This window comes from Sediminibacterium sp. GW821-FHT12F12, assembly GCF_058806635.1.
Genome location: NZ_JBXAPW010000011.1, coordinates 1 through 14,710 on the forward strand (window position 1 = coordinate 1; position 14,710 = coordinate 14,710).

General features: G+C 44.1%; 9 protein-coding genes and 1 tRNA gene. 6 read left to right on the top strand and 4 right to left on the bottom strand.

Going from position 1 to position 14,710, the window contains the following annotated elements; genetic code table 11:
• Positions 1–75: 75 nt before the first annotated feature.
• The 4 genes from AC1RNB_RS14370 to AC1RNB_RS14385 all read right to left on the bottom strand — a co-directional run bounded on the left by AC1RNB_RS14370 (position 76) and on the right by AC1RNB_RS14385 (position 3,087).
• Complete coding sequence (locus AC1RNB_RS14370) at positions 76–339, bottom strand: NUDIX domain-containing protein (protein WP_493083871.1); 264 nt, start codon at positions 337–339, stop codon at positions 76–78.
• The gene (locus AC1RNB_RS14375) at positions 340–1,278 is read right to left on the bottom strand and encodes a magnesium transporter CorA family protein (protein WP_493083873.1); all 939 of its coding nucleotides are present in this window, start codon (positions 1,276–1,278) and stop codon (positions 340–342) included. It abuts the gene before it with no gap.
• A 63-nt stretch (positions 1,279–1,341) separates the two neighbouring features.
• A complete protein-coding gene (gene dapF / locus AC1RNB_RS14380) occupies positions 1,342–2,124 on the bottom strand; it encodes a diaminopimelate epimerase (RefSeq protein WP_493083875.1) in 783 nt (260 codons plus the stop codon).
• 90 nt (positions 2,125–2,214) lie between these two features.
• Positions 2,215–3,087: a nucleoside phosphorylase gene (locus tag AC1RNB_RS14385; RefSeq protein ID WP_493083876.1), complete on the bottom strand. Its 873-nt coding sequence runs from the start codon at positions 3,085–3,087 to the stop codon at positions 2,215–2,217.
• 148 nt (positions 3,088–3,235) lie between these two features.
• On the opposite strand from AC1RNB_RS14385, the gene AC1RNB_RS14390 reads away from it, so the two are divergent.
• The 6 genes from AC1RNB_RS14390 to AC1RNB_RS14415 all read left to right on the top strand — a co-directional run bounded on the left by AC1RNB_RS14390 (position 3,236) and on the right by AC1RNB_RS14415 (position 14,580).
• Positions 3,236–3,306: transfer RNA gene (locus tag AC1RNB_RS14390), tRNA-Cys, on the top strand.
• A 414-nt stretch (positions 3,307–3,720) separates the two neighbouring features.
• A complete protein-coding gene (locus AC1RNB_RS14395) occupies positions 3,721–10,098 on the top strand; it encodes a LamG-like jellyroll fold domain-containing protein (protein WP_493083878.1) in 6,378 nt (2,125 codons plus the stop codon).
• 261 nt (positions 10,099–10,359) lie between these two features.
• A complete protein-coding gene (locus AC1RNB_RS14400; RefSeq protein ID WP_493083880.1) occupies positions 10,360–10,989 on the top strand; it encodes a response regulator in 630 nt (209 codons plus the stop codon).
• A gap of 57 nt (positions 10,990–11,046) precedes the next feature.
• Entirely contained in the window at positions 11,047–12,657 is a 1,611-nt protein-coding gene (locus AC1RNB_RS14405) for a PAS domain-containing sensor histidine kinase (protein ID WP_493083882.1), read from the top strand.
• The gene (locus AC1RNB_RS14410; RefSeq protein ID WP_493083883.1) at positions 12,638–13,267 is read left to right on the top strand and encodes a response regulator; all 630 of its coding nucleotides are present in this window, start codon (positions 12,638–12,640) and stop codon (positions 13,265–13,267) included. The genes AC1RNB_RS14405 and AC1RNB_RS14410 overlap by 20 nt, the downstream gene beginning before the upstream one ends.
• 77 nt (positions 13,268–13,344) lie before the next feature.
• Entirely contained in the window at positions 13,345–14,580 is a 1,236-nt protein-coding gene (locus AC1RNB_RS14415; RefSeq protein ID WP_493083885.1) for a GAF domain-containing sensor histidine kinase, read from the top strand.
• Positions 14,581–14,710: the final 130 nt, after the last annotated feature.

Sequence of the window (14,710 nt, forward strand, 5' to 3'; positions counted from 1 at the left end):
CACTGGATAAATTATTTAAATGGAAGAAAACTGGCTCAGATCAAACATGCTCTGAGTTTTCAATAGCACAACACGTTAGATAGATATAATCTGGTCTTTGTTATTGAATGCGGAGATCTGAAAAAAATCGGTGGTATAGATATGGTCCAGCACTTCCACTTCAATACCGGTCTCTTCCATGAATTCACGCCTCAGGCATTCACGGGTGCCTTCCCCGATTTCGAGTCCGCCGCCGGGCAGTTTGGTGATGTACATGCCACGGATAAATTCATCGCTTACGAGTAAACGTTTGTTGTCATCAAACAGCAATCCATATACACGAACATTGAAGAGCGCCATTTAAAACCATTTTTTCTTCATGAAATACCAGCTGATCACCAGCGAAACAATCAGTGAGATACTTACGGGAATATAAAAAGCATGATTGGAGTGTTGGTAGGGGATATCTACGTTCATGCCATAAATACTGGTTACGAGGATGGGTAAAGAAAGGATGATGGTGATCGATGTCAGCCGTTTCATTACACTGTTCAGGTTATTGCTGATGATGCTGGCAAATGCATCCATAGTGCTGCTGAGGATATTGGTATAGATATTCGCCATCTCCAGGGCCTGGCTCGTATCAACGATCAGATCCTGCAGAAATTCCCTTTCTTCCTCATTCAATCCCAGAAAATTGGTGCGCTCCAGTTTCATCATCAGCATTTCATTGCTGCGTAAGGCGGTAACAAAATATACAAGACTTTTCTGGATCCGCATCAGGTTCAATAAATCCTCATTGCTGTTACTGTGGTATAAACTGCTTTCGTACTGGTTACGGCGGTGATTGATCTCTTTCAGAAACTCCATGAAATTCTGTACCACTTTCTCAAATACTTTCAGAATCATCATGTTCTTCTTGTCGGGATGCCTTTTCTGAAAAGAGTTCAGGAACTTCTTGATAGCACCGTTATCGAACGAGTTCACGGTAACGATCTGGGTGTGGGTTAAGATGATACAGATCGGGATGGTGATATAAAAAGCGTCACTGTCGTTAAACGAGTTGTTCTCAGTGGGTGTTTTGATAACCACAAAACGGACATTGTCTTCCATTTCATAACGTGGTCTTTCATCAATATCCAGTGAATCGCGCAGGAACTCGATGGGGATCTCCAGGTCTTCGCTCAGTTCAATAAATTCTTCTTCTTTAAAAGGAGGAACCAGGTTTACCCACACACCCATATCCGGTTTGTCGATCTCTAGGGTCTGGCCATTGATATTTTTAAAGTACTGGATCATGGGACAACTGCGTTTGGGACTGCAAAGATGGGGTATATCCGGCTAACGGCACCGCTTTCTGTATTAAGAATCCAAGGTGATTTCGCCTTTGAATACAAAAACGGCCGGACCACATAACCAGATATTACGGAAACTGTATTCTCCTGTTTTTTCAAATTCCACTGCCAGGTGTCCACCTTTGGTCTGTACTTCTATCCGGTTAAATCCATTTTCATTATGTGCAAATACAAGCGCAGAAGCGGTAACACCGGTTCCGCAACTGAAGGTTTCATCTTCTACCCCCCGTTCGTAGGTTCTGACCACGATTTTTTTCTCATCACTCTCCACAAAATTCACATTGATACCTTTCTCTGTAAACTCTTTGCTGTATCGGATACTTCGCCCTTCTGCAAATACATCAGTATTCATTACGTCGGCACATTGTTTCACATAATGTGGTGAGCCGGTATCGAGGACAAAATCACCGTGATGATCGGTGATGCCATCCACATCTTTCATTTTCAGATTGATCCAGCCGTTTTCGGCCAGTGTGGCTTCATGGTCTCCATCTACTGCTGTAAATAAGAAACTGGTTTTATGTATCCCCCTATCATAGGCAAATCTTGTCAGACAACGACCACCATTACCACACATACTTCCTTCGCGGCCATCCGCATTATAATAAACCATAGCAAAATCATAGCCCGCTTTCGATTCCAACAGCATCAGTCCGTCAGCACCAATCCCAAAACGTCTGTTACAGATATGTGCAATCTGTTCGGTATTCAATGAAAGGGTTCTCTCACGGTTATCAATGATCACAAAATCATTGCCGGTACCCTGGTATTTGTAAAAGTTCAATGTCATGTAGTAAATGTTTGTTGTTTACTGGTGTAGTCTTTTGCTGGTTCTATCATATGATCATTCCCCCAAACCAATAAACGGACGGGTAAAGCATCAGATCCCCGCTACAATACCCAAGGTCTTCCGGATCAGGTTCTCAACCGCAGCACCGCCATCTTTGCTGAAAGTTTTCTCTACTCTGTTGGCAACAATGGCACTCAGGCTCAGGCATTGGTGTCCCAGCAGTTTGCCCAATCCATAAATGGCACTGGTTTCCATTTCAAAATTAGTGATCCTGTGATTGCCGAAGCGGAATGAAGTTAACTGGTCTATCAGTTCAGGGTTGGTTAAACCAAGGCGGAGAACACGTCCCTGCGGACCGTAGAATCCCGGGCAGGTAACTGTTATGCCATGATGGAATCCCTCTACAAAATGTTTCTGCACACCCGCACCTGCCGAGGCAATATATGGTGTAGTGATATTCTCCATGTGTGTGTGGACGCCGAAAGCCTGAAGTATCTGTTTTTCTTCTTCATGGTTATCGCGGCGGTAAAAGTTCAACAGATTATCAATACCTAATCCATGGCTACTGGCTACAAAACTGTCCACCGGGATATCTGCCTGGAGGGCGCCGGATGTTCCTACCCGTATAATCGTAAGGGAGGAGAGGGTAGGTTTGATGGTTCTGCTGGCAAAGTCGATATTGGCCAGAGCATCCAGCTCATTGAAGACGATATCAATATTATCTGGTCCGATACCGGTGGATACTACCGATAGCCTTTTTTTACCGAGATAACCTGTATGGGTGATGAACTCCCGATGTTGGCTTTGGTGCTCTATCGAGTCGAAATGCTTACTCACTTCAGCTACCCGGTCAGGATCTCCCACGGTTAAGATGGTAGGGGCCAGTTCTTCGGGTCTTAGATCCAGGTGATAAACAGCTCCGCGGTTATTGATTATGAGTTCACTTTCAGCAATTCGGTTCATATATCATATTATTAGCAGCCAAATTTCGGCTTTTCAGATTTAGAATTTTAAAATTCCTTTGATTGCTTTATTTTCGCAGCGCTGTTTTACAGAAAGGATGGCAAAATAAAGAATTGTAGTTTTTTTACTACAAAATAATGACAAAAAAGGTCCTGTGGCCGAGTGGCTAGGCAGAGCTCTGCAAAAGCTTCCACAGCGGTTCGAATCCGCTCGGGACCTCTGAATTATCAAACAAAAAACCCGCTTTTAGCGGGTTTTTTGTTTGATAATCAACTATATACGTATTATGTAAGGGCTAAGCCGGAGGGTGGTTTCTTTTCTTCCCTGGCGATGGTTACCAATAGGGCTCCCAACACTGTGGAAATCTTTTTTTACTTTTTTTTATAATTATGACGAAAAATAGAGTTTTTATTTATATTTGTAGTGCAATCTTTACAGAAAATCCGTTGTTTTCCTCGAAGATTGCAACAGAAAGCACAGATTCTGAAAGTTCTGGGCCCCGAAATCCAATCCTGACTAACCAGTCCTGAAAGCTGAAAGCCTTTGCTGGCATAGGTTTCATGGAATTTAGAATCCAATCCGGTATTAACCAACACCGGTGTTCTATTAACAGGATACGATATAAAAAGACTTATGGGCCCGAAATTCTACAACAGGATTAACTTACGTTTCAAAACAGTTTCAAAAGCATTGCTGCTTGGCTTTGCTTGTTTTGCATTTACGGCCGGTACTGCTTTTGCGCAGCCTGCTTCAGGTTTGCATTTTGACGGTGTTAATGACAATATTGCAATACCTGTTCAACCTGCGCTGAATATAAGTTCTGCCATTACCATCGAAACCTGGATTAAGCCTACCAAGGCGTCCGGCGTACAGGATATCATCAGTAAAGCCCGTTCCGGCGCTGATAACGGATATATATTAAGAACACTTTCCGGATGGTCTACCATTGATTTCTGGCTCTACATGAACTCTTATGGCTGGAGAAGACTTTCCGTACCCTTCGGTACCAGTAAACTGGGGCAATGGCATCACATTGCAGCTACTTATGATGGTAAAATAATGCGCGTATTCATTGATGGTGTACAAGCCGGTCAGTTAATTTTTTCCGGATCTATCATTACCAATAATAATCCGCTGACCATTGGTTCTCAGACCGGGTATAATACCTATTTTGGTGGAGCGCTTGATGAAACCCGTATCTGGAACAGGGCATTATCGCAGTGTGAGATTGCACAGCATATGAACTGCGAACTTACAGGCACCGAAGATGGTCTTGCCGCATATTACAAGTATAACCAGGGAACTGCAGATATATCCAACCTTACCGAAACGCAATTAGTGGATGCCGGTCCGAATAGTGTTACTGGTACATTAAATAATTTCGGTCTGCTTTCTACTACTTCTAACTGGACATCCGGCGTGGTAACACCCGGCGTTTCCTGCGATCCGTTTACCGCTCCGCTGGCTTCGGCTACGGCTGAACAAGCTGCTGTAGCGGTAGGAGGTACGATCAGGCTGTTTGCCACAGGTATCGGTACTTTTTCATGGGTAGGTCCTAATGGGTTTACTTCTACTGACCAAAATCCGGTAATTAATGGTGTTGGTACAAATGCCTCTGGTACTTATACGGTTACAGTAGACAACAATGGTTGTGCTGTGTCTGTGAGCACAAATGTTATTGTTGCTCCGGCAGCAAGTGGATTGGACCTGGATGGGTTCAATGATAATATTTCAATACCTGCTAATCCTGTTTTTAACAGTCCTGCTTTTACTGTAGAATCATGGATATATCCAACCGGAGGTACTATTACTGTACAACACGTGTTGTCTAAATCCAGTGGTTTTGGTACCACCGGTTATAAATTCCCTAAGACCAATGACCGCTGGAACAGCTTTTCTTTTGACCTTTCTGTGGATGGTGAATGGCAAACTGTTACGGCCCAATTCCCGCAAAGTGCGCTGAACCAGTGGAACCATCTTTCAGCAACCTATGATGGCTATTTTATGCGGATTTACCTTAATGGACAGTTAGTAGGTACCAAAGAAATTACCGGAACTTATACGGGCAATGAAGAAGGACTCACTATCGGTAATCAACCAGGCAGGGCAGAGTCATTCAAAGGGGCGATTGATGAAATAAGAGTATGGAACAGGGCTTTGTCTCAGTGTGAGATCATTAATAACATGCAGTCTTGCGAACTGAGTGGGGATTACAACGAAAATTATAATGGATTATCATCCCAACTGGGATTAAGTGCGTATTACCGTTTTAATCAGGGTTTAGTTAACCAGAATAATACGGCGCATAATGTACTTGTTGATTCCAGCGGAAATGGTAATCATGGAACATTGAATAATTTCGACCTTACAGGAACCAGTTCAACCTGGGTACAAGGTAAAGTATATGGGGTCTGCGATTACTTCGTTCCTCCGGGATTAACAGCTTCTGCTAATGGTTCCATTTTCCAGATCGGAAGTGTGGTGAACCTGTTCGCCGTAAATGGTAATGGTACTGATACATGGGAAGGACCTAATGGATATACAGCTCCCGGTTCTAATCAGGTTATCAATGATGCGCAGCTTAACCAGTCAGGAACCTATACTGTAATTAACTCTTATGTTAATTGCGTAGTTACTGCCAGCACCAGGATCAAAGTATCCGATCTGCCCCAGATCATTGCTGATGGACCTACTGAAATATGTCCCAATGGTTCCGTAAACCTGTCTTCTGCTACCGCTGGTGCTGTTTACCAATGGTTCAAAAATGATGTTCTGATCGCAGACGCTACAGAACAGTCTTATACAGCCAACCAAACAGGTAACTATACGGTTAAAGTAACCAGCGGACCGGAAGTGATCATCTCAGCTCCGCTTACGGTTACAGTTGTTCCGGATCTGACGGCACCTGTTCCTGCAATCGGAACATTGCCTGTATTAAATCTGGTAGCCCCTGCCACTGTTACCACCATTCCAACAGCAAATGATAATTGCCGTGGTATTATCAATGGTACGCCGGATATGGCATTAACTTTCAACAAACCGGGTACTTACCAGATTACCTGGAGCTATAATGACCTGAACGGAAATACAACTACCCAGACACAACAAGTGGTAGTGGCAGATATTGTTGCTCCTGTAATTACTGCTCCTGCAGCGATCACATTAAACGGAGACGTTACCATCTGTGGTGCTATTGCCAATTTCACGGCCACTGCTACAGACGATTCTGATGGTCCGGTTACCATTACTTACAGTCAAGCTCCCGGTTCTGTATTCCCGATCGGAGAGACAGTGGTTACCATCACAGCTTCTGATATCAGCAATAATACCAGTACAGCTACTTTTACGGTGAATGTGTTGCCAACAACAGTTGCTGCCATTACCGGAAATAACAGTATCTGTTCCGGAGCTACTACGGTATTTGCAACTAACAGCACCGGTGGAAACTGGAGTACAGATAACTCACAGGTTGCTACTGTTGATGCAGCCGGTTTAGTTACCGGAATAGCTGCCGGATCAGCTACCATCACTTATACCAATGCCTGTGGAGCAACAGCGAGCAGGGTTATTACCGTAAATAATCTGCCTGCAGCTTCCGTGTCTGCACAGGGAGCTACTTCATTCTGTGCCGGTGGATCAGTTGTATTAACCGCAAACAGTGGTTCTGGGTACACCTACCAATGGAATAATAACGGTTCTCCGCTTACCGGTGAAACTGCCGCTACTTTTATAGCTACAACATCCGGCAACTATAGCGTTACGGTTAGCAATGGTTTATGTGCAACTACCTCATCTGCTATTGCAGTTACGGTAAGTGTATTGCCAACCGTTAGTATTTCTGCCGGATCAGCAACTGATTTCTGTACCGGAGGTTCTGTAGTACTTACCGCCAATGGTGCAGGTTCTTACCAGTGGTTCAATAATGGTGTAGCGCTCGGAATTACTACCCAAACTTATACCGCTTCTGTAAGCGGAAATTATACAGTGATGGTTACAAACAGTAATGGCTGTTCAGCCGTTTCTGCTGCTGTTGCAGTTAATGCTACGGCAGCACCTGTAGCTTCAATAACGGCTCAGGGAACTACCACTTTCTGCGCCGGAGGTTCTGTAGTACTTGCCGCCAATGGTGCAGGCGCTTACCAGTGGAGCAATAACGGCACACCGATTAACGGTGCTACCTCCGCTACCTATACGGCAACAACAGCCGGTAATTATAGTGTAGTAATCAGTAATGGTTCCTGCACAGCAAGTTCTGAACCTGTTTCAGTTGTTGTAAATGCGTTACCTGCTGCCTCCATTACTGCCGGCTCGGCTACTAACTTCTGCACCGGAGGGTCTGTAGTGCTCACCGCCAATGGTGCCGGTACTTACCAGTGGTACAACAATGGTGTTGCGCTGGGAATTACTACACAGACTTATACCGCTTCTGTAAGCGGAAACTATACAGTGGTGGTTACAAATGGTAATGGATGTTCAGCTACTTCGGCTGCTACAGCCGTTACAGTAAATGCCATTCCGGTAGCTTCAGTAACTGCCCAGGGGCCTACTACGTTCTGCGCAGGTGGTTCGGTAGTATTGACTGCCAATGGCGCTGGTACTTACCAGTGGAATAACAATGGCACACCGATTAATGGTGCTACTGCCGCTACGTATACCGCAACAGTGGCTGGTAATTATAGTGTAACAATCAATAACGGTTCTTGTACAGCAAGCTCTGCATCTGTTTCAGTTGTTGTAAATGCGTTACCTGCTGCTACCATCACTGCCGGTTCAGCTACTACTTTCTGTACAGGTGGTTCAGTAGTACTGACTGCCAACGGTACAGGTACTTACCAATGGAGCAACAACGGTTCACCAATTTCAGGTGCTACATCGGCAAACTATACTGCAACAACTTCAGGTAATTATACCGTAACGGTTAATAATGGTAGTTGTGTAGCTACTGCTAATCCTATAACTGTAACGGTTACTTCCGTTCCGGTTGCTACCATTACGGCAGCAGGGGCAACCAGTTTCTGTACAGGCGGTTCTGTTGTTTTAACCGCCTCTTCTGCTACCGGTTATAACTGGTTTAAAAATGGAGTGGCTTTGGGAATCAATTCTCAAACTTATACCGCTGCCAATAGCGGAAACTATACTGTTGAGATAACTAACGCTAATGGTTGCTCAGCGATCTCTTCCGGTGTTACAGTTACTGTTAATGCCAATCCTGTTGTAAGTGCGATTACCGGTAATACTACTGTTAATGCAGGTGCAACTACGCAACTTTCAACTACTACTCCTGGTGGGGTATGGAGCTGTAACAGCAGTAATGCCACCGTTAGTGCAACCGGTCTTGTAACCGGTGTTGCAGGTGGATCAGCTACAATCAGTTATACCGTAACCAATATAACCGGTTGTGCAACTACAGTAACCACAGTGGTTACCGTAACCAATATCCCGGTTTGTAATGTATTACCTGTTGCTGTTATTGCGGCCAGCGGGGCAGATGCTTTCTGCAATAAAGTAACCCTTACCGGGTCTACTTCTTCCGCTAATGCGAGCTATAAATGGGTAACTGCTAACAATGCTGTATATGCTACATCCCAGCAGATTTCCCTCGATCTATCCAGCAACGAGGGCGATTATAAATTATATGTATCAGCTAATGGTTGTACAAGCTTAGCTGCCACTTATACTTTCCGTAAACAGGATCAGGTAAGCAGCTATGCTATACTGGCATACAAAAAAGTTGACTTAGGTAAATACAATAAGGTGATAGCTGGTAGTGTTGGTGTGATGACTGAAAGAGGTGAAGCCAAAATTGATAAATATGCTTATATCACCGGCCAGGGAGCTTTCGTAAAAGCGCCAAAAATTGACAGGCATGGTGGATCAGATCATGACTGGGGCTGGGGCTGGGGTTGGAGTAATTGGTATGCCAATTATTACAATACCAATAATAGTAGCAATAGCAGCAATTTCCAGACAATATATGGTACCGCAGATGTAACACTGCCTGGTATGCAAAGCAATACGGCCAGTACCAAATACCTGCCTAATTATACAGTGTCATCCTACGCCAATGTTACCTTAAACGGTAATTATAGAACACTTACTATCCGCAAAGGGGCAACCGCTATCTTAAACGGAAATACCTTCGGAACCATTGACCTGGAAGAAGGTGCCAGTGTTCAGTTTAAAGCCAACGTTTTAAATATCGAAAACCTGGTTGTGGAAGATGGTGCAAGAGATGGATACTACAGTTATGTTCGTTTTGCACCTGGTACCAGCGTAAGGGTAAGCAGCAAAGTGACAATCGGAAGCCAGGTAATTGTAAACCCCGACTACCATACTGTTACTTTCTATATGGCTGATCAGCGTTCAGATGAAGAGAAATTTACCGTGAAAGGTGCTGATACAAAAGTGATTGCTAATATCCTGATGCCCAATGGTAAATTGCGTGTAACTGCTACAGACGATGATGACGATGACCATGATAGCTGTGATCACAAACCACACAATTCATGGAGTTGTAAACACAGAAGCCATGGTCACAAAGATTGTGATCATAGGGCGCATAACCCGTCTGCTTGCAGTGATGATGTATATATGGTGGGATTGTTTGTAGCTGAAACGGTAGAAAGTAAAGGTAACACTGTTAGCTGGAGCAGCTTTGATTGTGGATCATCTGCACTGACTGTAGTTCCTAACAATAAAAACACAGCAGTAACACAAAGCGCTACCAGTGAAGGAAAACAGGCAGAAGTTGTAACTACTGAGGAAGTATTGAAAGTAACTGTAATGCCAAATCCTACTACAACTTACTTTACACTGAAAGTAGAAAGCAAATATCAAACAGCAGTCAATATCCGCGTGCTGGATGCTAACGGAAGAGTAATTGATGCAAAATCAAATGTATCTCCTAACAGTACCTTCCAGTTAGGCGCTAATTACCAGACGGGAACGTACTTTGCAGAAATGATTCAGGGTGCCAACCGCAAAGTGGTACAACTGATAAAAGTGAAGTAAATAGAGGTAATTATAATTTATCAGGGCCATCAATTGATGGCCCTTTTTTATGTGGATGTAGTTAATAAACTACCCTTGTCTGGCAAAGTTGACCACAGCCATTTACGAACTAGTCTATTGGCCGCACTTTAGTTTCCTCATTCCTTTGCAGTAGTATTCAGTCGGTTATTGTTTGCATGAATGTGAATCTGCAATAATATCAACTGATAACCGGTCGGATTTGAGCACCTGGAATACTATAAAACACCAGCGGAGGTAATTATGAAGATTTTATTGGCAGATGATCATACGATTGTGCGAGATGGTATCCGGCACGTATTAATGGAATCTTATCCGGATATTTCTATTGTGGATGTAGCCAATGCCAACGATTTGATCAATTATGCAAAAAAAGAAACGTTCGATGTAATTGTAACTGACATATCTATGCCACCCGGTAATTCCGGACTGGACGCCATTCAACAGATTAAAAAAGCAAGGCCTGATATTCCTATTCTGGTATTGAGTATGCACGCCCCGGCTCAATATGCTTTACAAGCGATTAAGTCAGGTGCATCCGGCTACCTTACCAAAGGAGTGGCAACACTTGAGCTGGTAAAAGCCCTGGAAACAGTGGCGTCTGGAAAGAAATACCTGAGCCCGGAAGTGGTGTATCTGATGGCCGACTTTATCGAACATACACAGAAAACTGTCCTCATCAGTAAATTATCCGAACGGGAAAAAGAGGTTTTCCGTATGCTGGCAACAGGTATGACCACTACCCAGATTGCAAAGGAATTGGCATTAAGCCACAATACCATCAGCACTTTCCGGGGCAGGATTTTTGAAAAGATGGGCTTTCATTCCAATGTGGAATTGATCAAATATGCGATTTCCAATAAAATCATTTAACAACCTGGTTTTTACTGGAGATTTAGTGGTTTCAACAGCCTGGTAATATATCCTAATATGAGACTGGATAACGATCTTAGCCGGATAAAAACGATTTCCGGGAAGAAAAACTTTTGGGCATTCCTGCTGATGGCTCAGCTTCTGGTGCTGCTCCTGTTTCTATGGCTGAATACCACCGGTATATATACATTTCCGATATACATTACAGTATTCTGCTCCCTGGTTACGGTTTTTCTTCAATGGCTGTACCTGCATCCCCCTGCAGAAAGCATGGATAATAGTTTGCTGGAAACATTCCCGGATGGTCTCATACAACTGGATCGGCGTGGAAAAATTATTCACCTGAACCGACGGGCGTATCAGCTTTTGGGAACCGGCAGTGTTGTACTAATAGATCAACCTATAGGTTCTCTTTTTTCCAAAGAAAATTTACCATTGTTTGATGAAACCCTGCAATTGGCTTTAACAGGGAGAAAAGTAGAAGAGCTAACTATATACCTGCTTTCACTGCAATGTTGGTTTGCCGTGCAATTGACAGCTTCTGCCCGGGGAGTGAACGTTTATTTCCGTGATATCACAGCTGTCAAAAAACAGGCTTCCCTCTTACAACTGTTTGAATCGGTGATTACGAGAAGCGCAGACAGTATCCTGATCACCAGTGCCGAACCGATTCATCAACCGGGACCTCAGATCGTTTATGTTAACGATGCATTTACCCGTATGACAGGTTATTTGCCTGAAGAAGTCATCGGATTAACCCCAAGGATCTTACAAGGACCCGAAACCAGCCGTAAAGAACTGGATCGTTTAAAAGAGGCATTAACGCAATGGAAACCGGTGGAAGTGGAACTACTAAACTATAAAAAGAACAAAGAAGAATTCTGGGTGAGTATTTCTGTGGTTCCTGTATGTGATGAAAAGGGTTGGTTTACACATTGGATCTCGATTCAGCGGGACATTACCGAGAGGAAAAGGGAGGAGGCGTTACTGAAAGGAAAAAACCAGGACCTGAAAAACCTATCTGATTACCTCCAGAATATGCGGGAAAAAGAAAGGAAACATATTGCCCAGGAAATACATGAGGAACTGGGTCAACTCACCACCGTTCTGAAAATGGACATCGACTGGCTCTCTATCCGGCTTGCCGGGGGGGAAGATGCGGTGCTGAAAAGGCTGGGAAATGCCACCAGTACCCTTGCTATCATGCTGGCTTATATACACAGGATCGCTGCAAAGCTCAGACCGAGCATACTCGACCATTTTGGGCTAACGGTGGCGCTGGAAGCTCATTGCAGCGAGTTTCAGCGTCAGAATGGTATAGCGTGTATCTTTACGGCGGAAATAGATGAGGAGAACCTGTCTGTTCAGGGTAAAACCGGACTATTCAGGATAGCACAGGAATTGCTGGTAAACGTTTTACACCATTCCGGTGCCAGTTTGGTAAAAGTGCTGTTGGTTGAAAATGAATATACTATCAGTCTGTCGGTAACAGATAATGGCCGGGGGTTTGAAATGTCAGAAAAACGTAATACTTTAGGTTTGATGGGATTGAGAGAAAGGGCCATTTCGCTGAAAGGAATATTACACATAGAAAGTAAACCAGGACAGGGAACCAGTGTCCTTGCTACTATACCTAAAAATAGCACATATGAGAATCTTAATAGCTGATGACCACACAATTGTTAGAGAGGGTATAAAAATGTTGTTAACGGAAGCATATCCATTGGCTGAAATTGTAGATGTATCTGATGCGGTAGACCTGATGCGTCTTGTGTATAAGGAGAAATGGGATGTGATCATCTGTGATATCTCCATGCCGCCCGGCGATTCGGGCCTGGAAGCTGTTAAAAAAATCAAAGAGCATTCCTCTAAAACACCGGTGATCATTCTCAGCATGCATTCGCCCGACCAATATGCCGTTCGTTCTATCAAGGCTGGTGCCATGGGCTATCTTACAAAAGGTGCCGCTACGCTGGAGCTCGTAAAAGCCGTTAACCAGGTAATGTCGGGCAGAAAATACCTGAGTCCGGATGTGGCCGATGCATTGGCCGATGCATTCGAACATATTGATAGTGCCAAAACTGTAGAAAGCCTCTCCGACAGGGAATTCGAAGTATTCAAACTGCTTGCTTCAGGTCATTCCATCTCCGATATTGCCAAAGAACTGGTGCTTAGTAGTAATACGGTCAGCACTTTCCGTGCGCGTATTTTCGAGAAAATGGGCTTCCACAATAACCTGGAGCTCATTCGTTATGCGGTTGATAACAAACTGATCTGAGGATCCGGAAACGATTTCAGTTCGTATATAGCAGTAGTTTTCCGACCAATATCCAAACCCCCAATCCCCCCAATTCCATGAGCGAGTTAATGCCGCCTGTTCCAGACAATGAAATGGAACGTATACTCAAACTTTCCGAACTTGATGTTGATTATGCCGAAGTGCAGGATTCATTACAGGATCTTTCCAAATTAGCGGCCAAAGTAGCCGGCACCCCCATTTCCTTGATTAACCTCATCGATTCTTTTACCCAGTGGACGGTTTCCAATTACGGACTTCCCCTTGAACAAATGCCCCGGCATGAGTCTGTTTGCCAGTATACCATCGTTGCCAGGGAAGAAAAACTGGAGGTAAAAGATCTCAGTGTAGATGATCGGTTCAAAGATAAATTCTATGTTACGGGCCCGCCCTTGCTGAAATATTATTTGGGGGTACCCCTGCAAACAGCCGATGGCCTGAACCTGGGCGCACTCTGTGTGCTGGACCAGGTAGGCAGAGAGATCAGTCCTGAAAAAATTGAGCTGCTTAAAATTATTGCCAACGAAATAGTCAACCGGTTAACCGCTTATCAGGTAATCAAAGAACTGAAAAGCAAAGTGAGAGAGGCGGGAGATACCCAGCGGAAAGTGGCACACGATATCCGCGGCCCTTTAGGTGGAATTGTTAGTCTTGCACAGATCATCAGCCAGCAAGGCAATGAAAATAAGATGGATCAGGTGCTGGAATTTATCGGACTGATACAGAAAAGCGGCCGTTCATTGCTGGAGCTGGCGAACGACATATTGGGAGCCGATAAAAGAGTGGATGCGTCTGCTGTCAGGTTTTCCCAAACACAGGCTACCGCTGATACCTTTAATCTGCAGATCTTTAAAGACAAACTCGAGAAACTATTTACACCGCAGGCCATACCCAAAGACATCCGTTTTACCGTAAGGATTCATGATCAGCATGAATCCATTCCTTTCTCGAAAAATAAGTTGTTACAAATTGCCGGTAACCTGATTTCCAATGCCATTAAATTTACTCCGCAACATGGTTTTGTTGCCGTAGAATTAGGTTTGGTGGTTACCAGTGCAGATAAGAACCTGCAGATCAAAGTAACCGATTCAGGTGTTGGACTGGATACCGTGGCTGTAAAACAACTCTTTACACAGGGTGCCGTTTCGTCTACCTCCGGAACGGTAGGTGAACAGGGGTATGGTTTTGGATTGGCATTGGTTAAACACCTGGTTGATGACCTGAAAGGAAGTATTGATGTGGTATCGAAGCCAGGTGAGGGAGCCATTTTTACAATATCCATCCCTAATGTCTGAATTACCGGAATAAAAGGAGATTCTTTTACACAGGTAGCAGGTAAAGACCTCTGAAGACCACTTTTAAGTTGCCTGCTCATCAATCTGCATGCATAACTGTTTGAGAGAAAACCTTCCATTCCTTAGAAAA